Here is a 16,180-nt window from a genome sequence, read left to right on the forward strand (position 1 = left end):
TTAATGGGCTCCGGCACTGCCTTCGCTCTTAACTGGCGAAAGCAGGAAACAAAGGGGAACTAAAACACAGGCGATAATGGCGCAATAGCTGAAGACATCTATATAGGCGAGTATTTTCGCCTGCGAAACCATCTCCTGATACATACGGCTGGTCGCCAAGGTCATGGGGTCACCCACAATCGAGGTGTAATCTCTAATCGCTGCCGCACCTTTTTCAACCGCCAGATTAAACTGCTCGTTTAACGGCGTCATATTGTGCACCATGTGTGCGCTCTGCGCCTGCGATCGTTCCGTAATTCCGGCTGTCGAAAGCGAAATACCAATCGAACCGGCAACGTTACGGAACATGGTAAACAGCGCCGCCGCATCGGCATTAAGCCGTTGGGGCAGGGTGATAAAGGCTATCGTGGTTAGCGGAACGAAAAGGAAACCTAAGCCTAATGACTGCGCGCTGCGATACATGACCAACGTTTCGAAATCGACATTGGGCACTAACGTCATCGAATAGAGGAACGCCACCGTCATTATCGAAAATCCGAAAGCGATCAGATAGCGCGTCTGCACGATAGGCATCAGTTTAAGCACTAACGGAATACTGAGAACGATCAGTATTGCACCGGGCGACATCACCAGCCCCGAAAGGGTCGCGGTGTAGCCCAGCTGTTGCTGCGCCAGCTGCGGAATCGCCACCGAGCTGCCGTAAAGAATCATCGCCATGCCGGCCATCAACAGGCTGGAAACCGCAAAGTTTTTGTCTTTCAGGCAGCGCAAATCGACGACAGGCTTCTTCTTTTTGGTATAAAGCAGCCAGTAAACCGCGCCGACAATACCGATGACGGCCAAAATGGCGAAGGTAACGATAAAGCTGGACTGGAACCAGTCATCGTCTTCGCCGCGGTCCATCATCACCTGCAAACAGCCAAGGCCGAGGGTGATTAACCCGATGCCGATATAGTCGATGCTGAGCTTGTCCTTGGTTTTCTTCTCCCAAGGCGGATCTTCGAGCAGTTGATAGATAGCGATTAGCGCAATCACGCCAATAGGGATGTTAATCAGGAACACCCAGCGCCAGCTGTAGCTGTCGGTGATTAGGCCGCCAAGGGTTGGACCAAGAATAGGCGCGACGATAATGGCGATGGAAGAGAGGCCAAACGCCTTGCCGCGATCTTCTTTTTTGAAGTAGTCCAGCAGCACCGATTGCTGTACCGGCTGCAAACCGCCGCCAAAAAATCCCTGAAGCAGGCGGAAGAGGATCATCTGCCACAGCTCGGTGGCAATCCCGCACAGGAGGGAGCAGACGGTAAACATCAAAATACAGATCATGAAGTAGTTTTTGCGCCCGAACGTGCGACTCAAAAACGCGGAGACGGGCAGAACAATACCGTTTGCCACCAGATACGAGGTCAGTACCCAGGTGGATTCATCATAGCTTGAAGAGAGCGACCCCGCGATGTGGGGCAGCGCCACGTTCACAATGGTGGTGTCGAGGATCTCCATAAACACCGCGATGGTGACCACAATGGCCACCGCCCACGGATTGCTTTTGGGAACCCAACTGCTCTGTTCGGCACTCATTCAACGGTAACCGACGGGTCGACGGAGAGGCCAAGCGGCAGAGGTTTGTTTGGATCCAAACCGCTATCGATAACGATTTTCACCGGTACGCGCTGCACGATTTTCACATAGTTACCGGTCGCATTTTCGGATGGAAACGCAGAGAAGCGAGAACCGGTACCCTGCTGAATACTGTCGACATGACCGTGCAATTCGATTTTCGAATAGGCATCGATTTTAACCACAACTTTGTCGCCCGGATTCATGCGCTCAAGCTGGGATTCCTTGAAGTTGGCGGTGATCCAGATATCAGGCGAAACCAGCGAGAATAATGCGGTTCCGGCCTGCACCAATGTACCGAGCTGTACGTTTCGCTTGGTGACGAAACCATCAAACGGCGCGCGCACGTCGGCATAGGACAGGTTAAGATTAGCCGTTTCCAGCTGAGCCTTGGCCTGCTCGACCTGCTGCTGGCGCGCCTCGACATTGGTCTGGGCATTGCGAATTTGCAGCTGAACCTGCGCGGCAACCTGCACCTGCGCCTTGGCGTTTTCAACTTCTGCACTGGCGGAACGCAGCTGGGCATTGGAAGAGTCAATGTTTTGCTGTGAGGTCGCGCGAGGGTCAACGCCGCGCTGACGACGATAATCGGCAGTCGCATTCTGCAAATTCGCTTCGGCACGCGCCTGTTGTGCCTTGGCCTGCGCGAGCTGCGCTGGATATTGCACTTTCGCTAAATCGAATTGAACCTGCGCCTGATGCAGCTGCGATTCTGCCAGACCCAACTGGGCGCTCGCCTGATCGCGCTGCGCGGTGGCGTCGCGCGGATCAATCTGCACCACCAACTGACCTTTCTTGACGAACTGGTTATCTTTCACTGCCAGATTCACTACGTAACCCGAGATTTTTGGCGCAACGGTGACGGTGTTACCTTCGGTGAAGGCATCGTCAGTGGTTTCGAGATTACGATTCATGAACCAGAAGATTGCGGCCACGATCACAATGATAATCACGACAATACCCAAAATAATCAGCGGCTTTTTGCCCGGACCTTTGCCTTTTTCGCCGTCTTTATTGTCGCCATCTTTTTGCTGATCATCTTTGTTATCATCATGGCTGCTGTGGCCTTCGCCGGATTTAACATGAGATGAATTGATATCAGAATTGCTGTTCTCGGTTGCATCACTGCCGTGCTGGGTCGATTCTTTTTTGTTGTCAGTCATAAAGTTATGATCGCTGGTTATGTTGCTCATCGAAAAGTCGGCATTTGGGATGCCTGGACGAGGATTTAGAAGAAGCTCGTTTTACCCTAGAAGATATTGATGTAAAAGCAAGTAAATTTAGGTCAGTACGTTTACCTTTTAGACAAACACTTAAGGTTTGTTTAACCCTATTTGAAAAATTCTTTTAGGCAAGCGCAAAAAGTGGCAAAGTGACCGCCTAATCCACAGGCAACTCATCATAATTAAACCGATAACATCAGGAAAAGCGTGTGGCAAATTCAGAGACTTCTCCCGTGAGTCAACCTATCCCGCCCAGAAAACTAACTCGTATAGCCTCGATGATTTCGCTGGCCGTGGCGTTAGTGCTGGTGGGGATCAAAGTGTGGGCGTGGGCGGCTACCGGCTCGATTGCCCTGCTGACCTCGGCGGCCGACGGACTGGTTGACGTGTTGGCCTCGTTAGTGACGCTGGTCGGCGTGCGCTATGCCGGACGTCCGGCAGACAAAGGTCATCGTTATGGACATGGCAAAGCCGAAGCCGTGGCGGCGTTTGTGCAGGCGCTATTATTAGGTGGCGCAGGGCTGGTGCTGGGCGGTGAATCAATCGGGCGCATCATTAATCCGCAGCCTCTGGCGGCGCTTGGTCTCGGGATCTGGGTGATTATTTTCAGCTCGCTGGCCGCGACGGGGCTGGTGTTGATGCAGAGTTTTGTGGTGAAGCGCACTGGCTCAACCGCCATTGCCGCCGATCGCGCGCACTATATTACTGATGTCGCCGTCAATATTGCCGTGCTGGTGGCGCTGGTGCTGGAGCATTATCTCGACTGGACGCGTTCTGACTCGGTCGGCGCGTTGCTTATCTCTTTCTATATGCTGTGGAATGCCAAAGGCATGGCGGCCAATGCGCTAAAACAGTTGCTGGACAGAGAGCTGGACGTTGAAGATCGCAAACGCGTTCGCGCGGCGGTACTAGGCTGTGAAGGCGTTAAGGGCGTACACGATATTCGAACGCGCAACGGCGGCGATCGAGTATTTGTCGAGTTTCATGTGGAAGTCGACGGCAAGCTGTCGGTCGATGTCGGCCATGATATTGGCGATGCCGCCGAAGCTGCCGTCCGTTTATTGTTCACGGCTGCCGACGTCACTGCGCATCTAGAGCCGGCGGGCATCGACGACGATCGGTTAGATAATCTTTTTAAATGATCGCTTCGACAATCATCGAACATTGAACTGCGTTAACGCTGGCTATCCGCGCCAAATTCCTTCACACAGCAGGCGCGCACAGCCAAGGCTGAGTTCCTGACGGGTATCGGCATCGCCAGGAATCCGCGCCATTTGATCCAGCATGCCGACGTAACACTGACCCAGCTGCACGGCGCTGATATCACTGCGAAACAGCCCGCTTTGCTGCTCTTTCGCCAGATTTTGAGTTATCCAGCTGGACAGACCTGCCTTGGTTTCGGTACAGCCTGGCGGCTGAAAGAAGCCAATCTGCGTCAGTTGGGGATCCTCTGCCAAAAAATCGAGAAACTTTCGAAAGCTCAGGGCCACGCGCTCAACCACCTGATCGGCGGGGATTTCGCCCTCAATCAGCAGAGTGAGAGTCAGTGCTTCAAGCCGACCGCGAAACTCATCGATCAGATTGTCATAACACATCTCTTTGCTTTCGAAGTAACAATAGAAAGAGGGCTGCGAAACCCCCGTTGCTTTCACGATGTCGCTGACCTTGGTGTTGTGGAATCCCAAACGGGCAAACTCCGCCGCCGCGTGACGGCGAAGTTTGGCATGGGTTCTCTCACCTTTGGTTTTTGCTGTCCCTTCATCAGGGCAAGGCTTGCTTTTCATTCGATGCTTTTCATTGGCTGACGTTTTTATCGACTAACGTTTTTGCATGATAAAAGTAAAAACGGAATCAGGCGTTTTCGGTGACCAGTTCACGATTGCCACCACGGCTGACAACCACCAGAATCAGGCCGAGCAGGGCAAGAATCGCGCCGGCTGGCGGGATCCACGCGAAGGTTAAACCAGAGCTTAACACGCCGCCGCCCAGTGCCGCACCCAGCGCGTTACCCAGGTTGAAAGCACCGATATTCACTGACGATGCCATGCCTGGCGCTTCGTGAGCCGCGTCCATGACACGCATTTGCAGCGGCGAAATCAGACCAAACGACATCATTCCCCACAGTACCATCGACACGGCCGCGCCAAGATGCGTGGTCGCCGTAAACGGCAGCACAAACATCGATACCGCCAGCAGCGAGAAGAACAGCATTAAGGTGCCATCAACCGAACGGTCAACCAGCTTGCCGCTAATATAGTTGCCCAGCGTAAAGCCTACGCCGATCAGCATCAGCATGAGGGTAACAAACTCACCGGAGGCGTTGGCCAGCAGCTCCAGAATCGGCGTGATATAAGTGTAAAGCGTAAACATCGCGCCCGCGCCGAGCACGGTGGTGAATAACGAACGAAGCACCACCGGACGCACCAGCACCGCCAGCTCTTTCTTCACGTCCGGCATTTTTCCGGCTTCACCCTGCGGCAACGAACGGGCAAGGGCAATCATTGTGACGACGCCAAGCAAGGCCGTGACGGCAAACGTAGTGCGCCAGCCGATGGTTTGACCAATCCAGGTGGCGACCGGCACGCCGCCAATGTTGGCGATGGTCAGGCCCATAAACATGATGGCAACTGCGCTACCGCGTTTGTGAACCGGCACCAGGCTGGTGGCGACCAGCGCGCCCAAACCAAAGAAAGCGCCGTGAGACAGGCTGGTTACTACGCGTGACAGCAGCAGCAGGGTGTAATTTGGCGCGACGGCTGAAAGCAGATTTCCGATAACGAAAATGCTCATCAGTATCATCAGTGCGCTTTTGCGGCGATAACGGCTCATAAACAGCGTCATTAACGGCGCACCGACCATGACACCGATAGCGTACGCGCTTACCAGTAGACCGGCAGTCGGAATAGAAACTTCCACGCCATTTGCGATGGTTGGCAGCAGCCCCATTGGCGCAAACTCGGTAGTCCCGATGCCAAAAGAACCTAAAGCCAACGCCAGAAGTGGCCATTTGGATGACATAATTTAACCCTTATCGTATTTAATTCATTGAGTTATGAATCTTTATTAATCGAAAATCGCTGTGTGTAGTCTTTATGTTCAATAGTGGATGATCGCCCAAAAGATGATCCTGATCACACTAAGGCAAAGGTTACTCAGCAATAAACTTACTTGCAAGTAAGTTTTCAGGTTATAGAGAGGCGATATGTGCTAAAAATGGTGTATTGTCGTGACGTTGTCACTTATTAAGCGAGGTTTATGATTGTTGTGAAGAGACGATCTCTTCATTGACCCAATGCAAAAGCTGTTTAACGGCTTTCGATAACGTTTGATTCTGGCGCAATATGTACCCCAGCCGCGTGGCCGGAAAATGAGGCAGCGGTGTAACGCGCGTCGTGAGGTTGGCTTTACTGCTTAACGAAAACTCGGGAACAATCGCAACGCCAAATCCGGCCTCGGCCCAATCAATCTGCGCATCTACGCTGCCCACTTCCATCACTCGGTAAGGCGGAAGATGCAATAAAGGAAGGGCCTGATCCAGCAAATCGCGGGTTCGGGTATCATGACCTAGCAGAATCAGCGTTGGCTGATCGGCATGGGTAGCCTGTTCGGCAGGCAGTTGCTGTTGCCACGCCTGCAAGTTATTGCCCAGCGCGCACCATTTAATTTGTTGCAATTCAGTGAAGTAGAGCGGCTGACTCTCTTTTTGCTCAATCACGAAACCCAAATCCGCCTTGGCACTCTTCACTAATTCCGAAGCTTGCGATGAGGTGGTATTGAGCAGGGTAAAATCGATGCCCGGAAAAGCTTTCTTAAACAGCTGAAAAGGCTTTATCAGCAACAGGCGCGAAATAATGTCGCTGGCGGCGATAGTTAGCGTGCCCCGACTCTGATCGTTTATCGCATTCAGATCGGCCTGACAAACCTGTAACTCCATTAATGTGCGCTGGCTGGTTTCCAGCAAACGAAAACCGGCCTGCGTGAGGCGAAACGGATTTCGTTCAATCAATTTCACTCGTGTAGTTTGTTCCAACTGCTTGAGGTGCAGGCTGACATTGGGCTGGGTCATGTGCAGCGCCGCGGCGGCTTTGCCAAAATGCTCCAACTCTGCCAGTGTGACGAAGGTTTTTAACCAGTTGATATCAAGCATGTTTAATGGCCTGTTTTTAAAGAAAGCGAAAGATAAAAAGTGATCTCAGCGCGAATTTGTTTGCTGGATTCATATGGAATCCTTATCAAGATGATAATTATAATTAATTTCTCATATTTTGAATAGCACCGTAGCATGACCCCTTAATCAATGAGGAGAGTTGAGTATGCCGTCGATTGTGGTTGTAGGTGCAAACTGGGGCGATGAAGGCAAAGGCCGCATCGTAGATTTACTGGCAGCCGATGCCGCTGCAAGTATCCGTTTTCAGGGCGGTAACAACGCGGGTCATACCGTTGTTAACGACTTTGGCACGTTTAAGCTGCACCAGTTACCTAGCGGCATCTTCAACAAAGGCTGCGTCGCCGTTCTCGGCCCTGGCATGGTTATCAGCCCGGCTGCACTGACTCAGGAAATCGCTGAAGTTAAAGCCGCAGGTGTGGATGTTAAACTGTGCATCTCCGACCGCGCTACCCTGTGCCTGCCGCTGCACGCCTTGGAAGATACTCTTGAAGAACAACGTCTTGGCGACGCCGCTTACGGCTCGACTCGTCAGGGCATCGCGCCAGCCTACGGCGACCGCGTCATGAAAAAAGGCATTCTGATAGGTTGGTTGAATCAGCCAGAAGTTCTGCAGGAACGTATTCAGTTCATGCTGGACTGGAAATTGCCACAGCTGAAAGCGCTGTACCCAACGTTTGATTTCACCCAGAGCGCTGCCGAAATGACCGCCTGGTTGCTGGAAGTCACCGCGCCGTGGCGTGAATTCATCTGCAACGTGACCGAGCCGCTGAAGGCGCTGCAGAAACAAGACGCTAACCTGCTGTTCGAAGCTCAGCTGGGTGCAGGTCGTGACCTGGTTTACGGCGAATATCCGTGGACTACTTCTTCAAACGTGACCGCCGCTTACGCCGGTATCGGCAGTGGTTTGCCAGCTCTGCGCCCTGAGCGCGTGATTGCCGTGGCAAAAGCGTTCAGTTCTTCTGTAGGTACTGGCACGCTGGTGACTGCGATGGAAGAGCAGGATAACTTCCGCGAAAACGCCAATGAATTCGGCGCAACGACCGGTCGTCCGCGTGACATGGGTTATTTCGATGCTGTTGCTACTCGTAACGGCGTCGAATTGCAGGCAGCGACTGAAATCGCACTGACCAAAATCGACTGTCTGTCTGGTTTGGCTGACCTGAAAATCTGTGTGGCCTATAAAGGCGAACACACCGAAAACCCAATCTGGCCACAAACTGCTGCCCTGACCGCCGTTTACGAGCAGATGGAATCGTGGAGCGAAGACATCACCGGTTGCCGCACCTTCGAAAGCCTGCCGGTTGCTGCCCAGCGTTACGTTGAGCGCATCGAAGAACTGATGGGCGTGCGTGTCAGCATGGTTTCAGTGGGTCCAGAACGTGACCAGATGATCAACCGTTAATAGCGCAATACGCTATTGATGAGGGGCTGAGTTAGAGTTGTTATTGAACGAAAGCCCTTATTGATCGAAAGCCCTTATTGATCGAAAGCCTTTACTGATCGAAAGTCCTTACTGATCAAAAAAAGCCCTGTCCGCATAACGCGAGCAGGGCTTTTTTGTGTGCTAAACAGTCAAATAAGACTATCAGTTGTCAGCTATCAGGCATGCATCTGGCACTGACAGTTTTCACAGTGCGTTGGGGCAGGACCGCCGAGCACGCGTTTCAAGAAATCCTGCGTGCGCGACTCTTGCGGATTCCCCAGCACGCTTTCTGCCGGACCTTGCTCGACAATGGTGCCGCTGTGTAAAAAACAGACGCGATCGGCGACTTCACGGGCGAACTGCATTTCGTGCGTCACCACGACCATAGTCATGCCTTCGTTCGCCAGCGTGCGCATCACCTGCAACACTTCGCCGACTAATTCGGGGTCGAGGGCCGAGGTGGGTTCATCAAATAAAATTGCCTGCGGTTGCAGCGCCAATGTGCGGGCGATTGCCACGCGCTGCTGCTGTCCACCTGAAAGCTGTGCCGGCCAGGCGTTGATTTTATCTGCGAGTCCAACCAGCGCCAGCAGCTCTTTCGCCCGCTTTTCGGCCACGGCGCGTGATTCGCCGTTAACGTGAATCGGGCCTTCCATCACGTTTTCCAGCACGGAACGATGGGGGAAAAGGTTAAAGCGCTGAAACACCATGCCAATCTGACGGCGCAGGTCGTTGATGCTTTTGTCGCGATTGTTGACCTTTTTGTCCAGCACCAGAATCTCGCCGCCTTCATAGGTTTCAAGTCCGTTGATGCAGCGTAAAATCGTCGATTTTCCAGAGCCGGAAGGGCCAATCAGGCAGACAACTTCCCCTTTGCTCACCTTGAAACTTACGCCTTTCAACACTTCGACGTTGCCAAAGCGTTTATGCACTTCGTTGATTTCAATCATCTCAGGCTCCTTTCAGCCGACGGTTTTCCAGTCGTTTGGTCAACGCCATCAAAGGCAGACACAGCACCAGATAAAGGATAGCGACCAAGGTATAAACCGTCGTGTTATCAAAGGTTGAAGCCGCAATCAGCTGGCCTTGTCGCGTCATTTCGGTCACCGCAATCGTGGAGGCCAGCGCGGAATCTTTTAGCATCATCACCAGCGTGTTGCTGTACGGCGGCAGGGCAACGTGAAACGCCTGCGGCAACACCACGCGGCGCATCGCCTTGCTAAAACTCATGCCCATCGAGCGTGCTGCTTCAAACTGCCCGCGATCGACCGATTCGATGCCTGCACGAAATATTTCAGCAATATAAGTGGAGAAACAGAACGCAATCCCGATGACGCTGGCCTGCAACGAGGTCAGGGTAATGCCGATATCCGGGAACACAAAATAGATATAAAACAACACCACAATCATAGGCAGGCCGCGAGTGACGTTGATAATCACCGACACGGGCCACGAGATGAATTTCCAGGGGCACATCTTGCCAGCGACCCACAGCAGGCCTAGCGGCGTACTGATCACCAGCGAAATAAGCGTGATGTAAATAGTGGTTTCCGCCCCTTTTAACAGGAAGGGGACATACGTTCCTACGCTACTCCAATCCATTCTACATTCTCCTTTTCAGAGCTTTTGGGGAGACTCAATCGTGCGTTTCTTCATTCTATTGAATATCCAGAGGAGCGCGTCAGCTGTCAATACGTTTTATACGTTCCTCGTCATAGGGCTTTCTTATGACAGGTTTTGCCACAAAATAACGGGTTAATTTATTGATTTAATGGTGTTAATTATTTGTTTGCACATTTATCTCAAATTTAAATTTATTTACTTGACAGCGATGGGTGTAAATTCATTATATTGAACAGCGGTCATTTCCTGACCCGCCTAATTTTTACTTCCCCAGGAGACAGTCATGCAGAAATCAAAGGTTTCATTCGCTAATGTCAGCCGTGGTATGGCCATCGCCATGTTGATGGCCTCAAGCTTTGCCTCACACGCCGCGATGTTGACGGCTGGTTCTCCGCCTTCGAGCGCGCCGACCACCTTCATGGATACCAAAACCGGTAAGATTGAAGGTTTCATGCCGGATGTGGCACGCGAAGTGGCGAGTCGTGAAAAGTTGGAAGTTAATTTCTCTGCGGTGCCTTTTCCTACGCTGATTCAATCGGTTATCTCCGGTAAAATCGATATGATCGTGGCTGGGATGACGCCAACGCCGGCCCGTGAAAAATTCATTTCCTACTCACAGGAAGTGACGGCCTTTGGCGATGGTTTAATCGTTCGAGATGACAACAAAAACAAATATGTCGACTTAAATGATTTCAAAGGTCAGGTTATTGGCAGCCCGTCAGGCACCGATTATTCACAAAAGCTGATCAACAGCGGCATTGCCAAAGAAGTTAAGCTGTATGACAGTCCGGCCGATATGACCCGTGACCTTCAGCTTGGCCGTATTGCGGGCGGGTTGAGCGATTATCCAATCCTGAAGGCGCAGGAAAAGGCGGGCAAACTTGCCGGTCTGCACGTGGTTGAAGGTTACAAGCCGATGGCCGTGTCGCCAATGGCGTTTGGCGTCAAGAAAGGTAACGACGCGCTGCTGGCTAAAATCAATGATGCGCTGACGTCGATGAAAGCTGACGGTACACTTGCCAAATTGAAAGACAAGTGGAATATGCCACAGTAAATCATCACAGGATGAACCGAATGACCCAAAGTAACCTCAAGACCGCTGAGCCCGATGTCAGTTCACTGGAGGCAGATATTGGCCTGCGCTTAAAGAAAATGCGCAAGGCTCGTAATCTGACCATCAGCGAGTTGGCGGCGCTGGCTGGCGTTTCTGCCGGGACTATCAGTCAGATTGAACGTAACCTCACCAATCCGACCATTCGGATGCTAGAACAGCTGCGGCAGGTTTTTAACGTGCCGCTCACCTTCTTCCTCGAGGGCGAAGAGGTCCAGACGCCGGGCATCGAGCACTATATTCGTCGTGAAAACGATCGCCCGCATTTTCACGTCGGCAAGGGCAAAATCGCGAAATCGCTGCTCTCGCCGCCGGGTGATTATGATATTAAATTCATGATAATCGACGTGCCGGCCGGAACGCGTTCCGAGCAGATGCTGATAGGCGACGGTGAAAAAGCCGGATTACTACTCAACGGCGAATTGACTCTCGAGATTGAAGACGATCACGCCGTGCTGTATCCCGGCGACAGCTTTCAGTTTAAAAGCAATCTGTTGCATAACGTTTTTAATCATACTTTGTTGGAATCTCGAGTCTTGTGGATCATGCTGGTTCAGCCTGATAAACATCTCTAATTTTTGTGGTTTGGCACTCTGCTGCCGACAGCAATAAGGTTGTCTTATGCGCGTAAAAATCGATGCGGTGCCTAATAGCCCGACTTTTCCTACTGCCGTCGACGTGGTTGTCATCGGTGGAGGAATTATTGGTACGGCGACCGCCTATGAATTAGCCAAGCGCGGCGTCTCTGTCGCGCTATTGGAAAAAGGCGTCATTGCCGGCGAACAGTCGAGCCGAAACTGGGGTTGGGTTCGCCAACAAAATCGCGACCTCTACGAATTACCAATGGCGATCAACAGTTTGCAACGCTGGAGTGAACTGGGCGACGAAATTGGCATCGACCTGGGCTTTCGTCGTTCGGGCATTTTGTACTGCACCAGCCGCGAAACCGACATGGCAAAATGGGAAGCGTGGGGCAAAAAGGCGCAGGTTATCGGCTTTAACAGCCAGTTATTGACCGGCAAAGAGGCGGCAGATCGCAGCGGCAGCGCATCATCTTGGGTCGGCGGCATTTGGTCGCCTACCGACGGCCGTGCCGAACCGTCAAAAGCCGTGCCGGGTATTGCATTGGGCGCGCAGCGTTTGGGGGCGAATATCCAGCAACAGTGCGCCGTTCGCGGATTAGATATCAGCGGCGGACGCGTTACCGGCGTGTGGACCGAACACGGTTTAATCAAAGCCAATAAGGTTATCTGCGCGGGTGGGGCATGGAGCTCGCGTTTCTGTCATCGCCACGGCATCGAATTGCCAAGCGCCAATATTCTGGGCACGGCGTTTAAAACGACTGTCGCGCCAGAGGTCATTGCAGGCTGCTTTAGTACGCCGAGCCTCTGTATGCGCCGTCGCATTGACGGCAGTTATACCGTCGCGGTGCCGGGATTGGGCCAGATGGATCTTGCGCCGCAAAACTTGCGCAACGTTGCCAAATTCCTGCCGATGTATCGCAGTAAAGTGGCTAAAAAGCTTAAATTCCGCCTCAACGGATCGTTCTTTAACGGCCCTGAAGCGGCGGGAAGCTGGGCATTTGATAAAGTGTCACCTTTCGAAAAGATCCGTACGCTGGATCCCGCGGCCGACCAAGCCATTCTGCGTCAGGCGATTGCTGAAATCGAAAGGGAGTTTCCTGTGTTAAAAGGCATTGGCATCGACCACGCGTGGGGCGGCTGGATCGATACCATGCCAGATCTGGTACCGGTAATCGACGAAAGCGAAAAAATTCCGGGCTTTATTATTGCCTCGGGCTTTAGCGGCCACGGTTTTGGTATCGGGCCGGGCGCGGCGCGGCTTATCAGCCAGCAGGTTATGAATGAGCGTCCATACACCGATATGTCGGCCTATCGCCTGAATCGCTTTAGTGACGGCAGCGCCATTCGCCAACCGCAAATGATGTAATTTCCCGCGACTTTCGAATGAAAACGGGCGACAAAGCCGGCTGCTGATTTCAGCCAGCAAAGCGATGTCGCCGCGTTTACTCAGCTAGTAAAGCGTGTTCGATCCCCCCGCTTAAAGCCAAACAGTGTTTCCGGATTTTCGACCAGCAATTGCTGTTTCATCTTGGCCGTAGGCGCCCATTCTTCAATAAGGTTAAACAGATTCATATCATCCGGTAAAGGCGTCTCGCCAGCCTGTGCGGCAGGATGCGGCCAGTTAGATCCCCAAACAACTCGTTCTGGCGCCGCGCTGATATAGCTGCGAGCGATCGCGGAGGTATCAGGATAATGTGGCGGGCCCATTTTGGTATCCATATAAGCACCCGAAAGTTTCACCCAGCCGTTACCATTATCGAGAATACGCCGTACGGCTTTGTAGGCTTCCGAGTTTTGACCCGCAGGTTCTGCAATATGCCCCATATGATCGATAACCACCGGCACGGGGAGTTTTATCATTCGATCGGCCAGAGAGGCGAGCTGCGCAGCAGGCATATAAAACTGCATCTGCCAGCCAAATTCTTTGATTCGTTGGGCTAAGGGCTCGATTTCATCAGGTTGCACCGGATTGGTTCTACCAAACAGCACTCTTATTCCGCGCACACCGGCGGCGTGCAATTGCTCCAGCTCACGATCGCGAGTCTGAGAATTAATTACCGCAATGCCTCGCGCGTTGTTACCCATTTGCGATAAGGCATCCAGCAGGCAACGATTATCCGTGCCATAGGCCGAAGGCGTGACGATAACATTGCGCGTGGTGCCTAAACGATGTTGCAGCCTTTGATAATCTTTAACCGTGGCGGGGGGCGGCGTCAGTTTTGCCCCGGCAATTGTCGGAAAACGTGGATCGTAGATGTGATGATGACAGTCGCAGGCACCCGCTGGTGGGGAAAATTGTCTTTGAGTGAGTGATGCAGGGGAAGCGGCGAAAGCGCGGCGATCAATAATAGATAAAACACCAAGTGCTGCGGTTCCTAATAGCAAGGAACGCCGACTAGGGGCGAATGGCCCTATATTTTTCATTATTTTCTCCATAATTAACTTTTTTTAGGCATGGCATTCCGCGTGTAGGGTAGAAGCCAATCCAAGTATTGTTATGAAGAACGATAACTTCCATCATCAAAAAATAATCAATTCATTCTTGATGGGAATGGTACGTGCAGGTCATTGATAGCCTCCAAAATCTTGCCTTTCGGCGGGTAAGAGGCTAACCTGTTGTTGTTCAGACATCAGATGGGCCTCGAGTTGATGAAAATTAATTCGGGGCTTTTCTCTTTCTGGGGGCGAGTATTAAAAAGAATTTAAAACGGGCGCTCAAGGATCTCTGTCTGACCCAAAGCAGGCGGGAGAAAACTCCCGCCTAGGGTTTGCACTTACCTGTTAAGACTTGCAGTCCAACAAGGCCATGACCTTGATGTCTACTCCGGTTATGTGAAGTTCGCAGAGCCGGTCTTGCGTTATCAGTACAAATGCCAGAAGTGCGACACTGATAATCGCCAGCGTGTAAACAAAGGGTTTATATGACATTGATAGCCTCCAAAATCTTGCCTTTCGGCGGGTAAGAGGCTAACCTGTTGTTGCTTGGACATCAGATGGGCCTCGAGTTGATGAAAATTAATTCGGGGCTTTTCTCTTTCTGCCTGAAGCACAAAATCTACAAGTATCTTTCCTTTATGCTCAGGACAAAAAGATCCAGAGCACCCGCGCAAACCATACGCTTATCCACTCCCCTCGAGAAGCTTTTTCGTCGATAAATCATACATTTAATAAATCTAAACTGTTAATAACTAAACGTATTAATTAAAGGGTTAATTGCAGTTTGGTCGCGGAGAATTTTATAATTACAGCTTGAAGCTGCTAGCGGCTGAATTAAATATCGGGGATATTGGCAAATATTTAAATTAATACGGCGCGTTTTTATAACTGCAGATAATGTAAAGCAAAGAGGTCATAAAACGGGCGCTCAAGGATCTCTGTCTGACCCAAAACAGGCGGGAGAAAACTCCCGCCTAGGGTTTGCACTTACCTGTTAAGACTTGCAGTCCAACAAGGCCATGACCTTGATGTCTACCCCGGTTATGTGAAGTTCGCAGAGCCGGTCTTGCGTTATCAGTACAAATGCCAGAAGTGCGACACTGATAATCGCCAGCGTGTAAACAAAGGGTTTATATGACATTGATAGCCTCCAAAATCTTGCCTTTCGGCGGGTAAGAGGCTAACCTGATGTTTGTGGACATACAGATGGGCCTCGAGTTGATGAAAATTAATTCGGGGCTTTTCTCTTTCTGCCTGAAACACAAAATCTACAAGTATCTTTCCTTTATGCTCAGGACAAAAAGATCCAGAGCACCCGCGCAAACCATACGCTTATACATTCTCTACGAGAAGCTTTTTCGTTGATAAATCAGACGTTTAATAAATCTAAACTGTTAATGCTTGAACGCATTAATTGAATGATTAATTGCAGTTTGGTCACGGAGAATTTAATAATTACAGCTTGAAGCTGCTAGCGGCTGAATTAAATATCGGGGATATTGGCAAATATTTAAATTAATACGGCGCGTTTTTATAGCTGCAGATAATGTAAAGCAAAGAGGTCATAAAACGGGCGCTCAAGGATCTCTGTCTGACCCAAAACAGGCGGGAGAAAACTCCCGCCTAGGGTTTGCACTTACCTGTTAAGACTTGCAGTCCAACAAGGCCATGACCTTGATGTCTACTCCGGTTATGTGAAGTTCGCAGAGCCGGTCTTGCGTTATCAGTACAAATGCCAGAAGTGCGACACTGATAATCGCCAGCGTGTAAACAAAGGGTTTATATGACATTGATAGCCTCCAAAATCTTGCCTTTCGGCGGGTAAGAGGCTAACCTGTTGTTGTTGAGACATCAGATGGGCCTCGAGTTGATGAAAATTAATTCGGGGCTTTTCTCTTTCTGCCTGAAACACAAAATCTACAAGTATCTTTCCTTTATGCTCAGGACAAAAAGATCCAGAGCACCCGCGCAAACCATACGCTTATACATTGTCTACGA

General features: G+C 51.3%; 16 protein-coding genes. 5 read left to right on the top strand and 11 right to left on the bottom strand.

All coding sequences use genetic code 11. The features are described 5' to 3' along the window. Entirely contained in the window at nt 1–1,575 is a 1,575-nt protein-coding gene (locus SC206_RS20250; RefSeq protein ID WP_332740187.1) for a DHA2 family efflux MFS transporter permease subunit, read from the bottom strand. Next, nucleotides 1,572–2,777, bottom strand: a complete 1,206-nt coding sequence (locus tag SC206_RS20255) for an HlyD family secretion protein (protein ID WP_332740190.1) — start codon at nt 2,775–2,777, stop codon at nt 1,572–1,574. The genes SC206_RS20250 and SC206_RS20255 overlap by 4 nt, the downstream gene beginning before the upstream one ends. 269 nt (nt 2,778–3,046) lie before the next feature. Between SC206_RS20255 and SC206_RS20260 the strand changes: the two genes are divergently transcribed. Further along, on the top strand, nt 3,047–3,979 hold the full coding sequence (locus SC206_RS20260; protein ID WP_442976145.1) for a cation diffusion facilitator family transporter: 933 nt from the start codon (nt 3,047–3,049) through the stop codon (nt 3,977–3,979). 42 nt (nt 3,980–4,021) lie between these two features. Here the strand turns inward: SC206_RS20260 and SC206_RS20265 are convergent, their stop codons facing one another. From SC206_RS20265 to SC206_RS20275, 3 genes are all read right to left on the bottom strand, one after another. Beyond that, entirely contained in the window at nt 4,022–4,621 is a 600-nt protein-coding gene (locus SC206_RS20265; RefSeq protein WP_332740192.1) for a TetR/AcrR family transcriptional regulator, read from the bottom strand. A gap of 67 nt (nt 4,622–4,688) precedes the next feature. Beyond that, nucleotides 4,689–5,855: an MFS transporter gene (locus SC206_RS20270; RefSeq protein ID WP_332740195.1), complete on the bottom strand. Its 1,167-nt coding sequence runs from the start codon at nt 5,853–5,855 to the stop codon at nt 4,689–4,691. Between the two features lie 235 nt (nt 5,856–6,090). After that, nucleotides 6,091–6,984, bottom strand: a complete 894-nt coding sequence (locus SC206_RS20275; protein WP_332740197.1) for a LysR family transcriptional regulator — start codon at nt 6,982–6,984, stop codon at nt 6,091–6,093. Nucleotides 6,985–7,150: 166 nt separating this feature from the next. On the opposite strand from SC206_RS20275, the gene SC206_RS20280 reads away from it, so the two are divergent. Beyond that, a complete protein-coding gene (locus tag SC206_RS20280) occupies nt 7,151–8,407 on the top strand; it encodes an adenylosuccinate synthase (protein ID WP_332740199.1) in 1,257 nt (418 codons plus the stop codon). A gap of 197 nt (nt 8,408–8,604) precedes the next feature. Here SC206_RS20280 and SC206_RS20285 read toward each other — a convergent pair whose 3' ends face one another. Together SC206_RS20285 and SC206_RS20290 are read right to left on the bottom strand one after the other, a co-directional pair. Further along, nucleotides 8,605–9,378: an amino acid ABC transporter ATP-binding protein gene (locus SC206_RS20285; protein WP_332740201.1), complete on the bottom strand. Its 774-nt coding sequence runs from the start codon at nt 9,376–9,378 to the stop codon at nt 8,605–8,607. A gap of 1 nt (nt 9,379) precedes the next feature. Beyond that, the gene (locus SC206_RS20290) at nt 9,380–10,030 is read right to left on the bottom strand and encodes an amino acid ABC transporter permease (RefSeq protein WP_332740203.1); all 651 of its coding nucleotides are present in this window, start codon (nt 10,028–10,030) and stop codon (nt 9,380–9,382) included. A gap of 304 nt (nt 10,031–10,334) precedes the next feature. On the opposite strand from SC206_RS20290, the gene SC206_RS20295 reads away from it, so the two are divergent. From SC206_RS20295 to SC206_RS20305, 3 genes are read left to right on the top strand one after another with little or no spacing between them, the layout of a single operon-like run. Next, nucleotides 10,335–11,105, top strand: a complete 771-nt coding sequence (locus tag SC206_RS20295) for a substrate-binding periplasmic protein (protein ID WP_332740205.1) — start codon at nt 10,335–10,337, stop codon at nt 11,103–11,105. A gap of 20 nt (nt 11,106–11,125) precedes the next feature. Then, nucleotides 11,126–11,737 carry a helix-turn-helix domain-containing protein gene (locus SC206_RS20300; protein WP_332740207.1) on the top strand — a complete coding sequence of 204 codons (612 nt, stop codon included), beginning with the start codon at nt 11,126–11,128 and terminating at the stop codon, nt 11,735–11,737. Nucleotides 11,738–11,783: 46 nt separating this feature from the next. Beyond that, nucleotides 11,784–13,112, top strand: a complete 1,329-nt coding sequence (locus SC206_RS20305) for an NAD(P)/FAD-dependent oxidoreductase (protein WP_332740209.1) — start codon at nt 11,784–11,786, stop codon at nt 13,110–13,112. Nucleotides 13,113–13,192: 80 nt separating this feature from the next. Here the strand turns inward: SC206_RS20305 and SC206_RS20310 are convergent, their stop codons facing one another. The 4 genes from SC206_RS20310 to SC206_RS22135 all read right to left on the bottom strand — a co-directional run bounded on the left by SC206_RS20310 (nt 13,193) and on the right by SC206_RS22135 (nt 15,972). Beyond that, nucleotides 13,193–14,170 carry an amidohydrolase family protein gene (locus tag SC206_RS20310; RefSeq protein WP_332740211.1) on the bottom strand — a complete coding sequence of 326 codons (978 nt, stop codon included), beginning with the start codon at nt 14,168–14,170 and terminating at the stop codon, nt 13,193–13,195. Nucleotides 14,171–14,527: 357 nt separating this feature from the next. Then, complete coding sequence (locus tag SC206_RS22125) at nt 14,528–14,674, bottom strand: Hok/Gef family protein (protein WP_442976146.1); 147 nt, start codon at nt 14,672–14,674, stop codon at nt 14,528–14,530. Nucleotides 14,675–15,176: 502 nt separating this feature from the next. Further along, nucleotides 15,177–15,323, bottom strand: a complete 147-nt coding sequence (locus SC206_RS22130; protein WP_442976146.1) for a Hok/Gef family protein — start codon at nt 15,321–15,323, stop codon at nt 15,177–15,179. 502 nt (nt 15,324–15,825) lie between these two features. After that, the gene (locus SC206_RS22135) at nt 15,826–15,972 is read right to left on the bottom strand and encodes a Hok/Gef family protein (RefSeq protein ID WP_442976146.1); all 147 of its coding nucleotides are present in this window, start codon (nt 15,970–15,972) and stop codon (nt 15,826–15,828) included. Nucleotides 15,973–16,180 lie beyond the last annotated feature (208 nt).

This window comes from Rouxiella sp. T17 (assembly GCF_036663475.1).
Lineage (GTDB): Bacteria > Pseudomonadota > Gammaproteobacteria > Enterobacterales > Enterobacteriaceae > Rouxiella.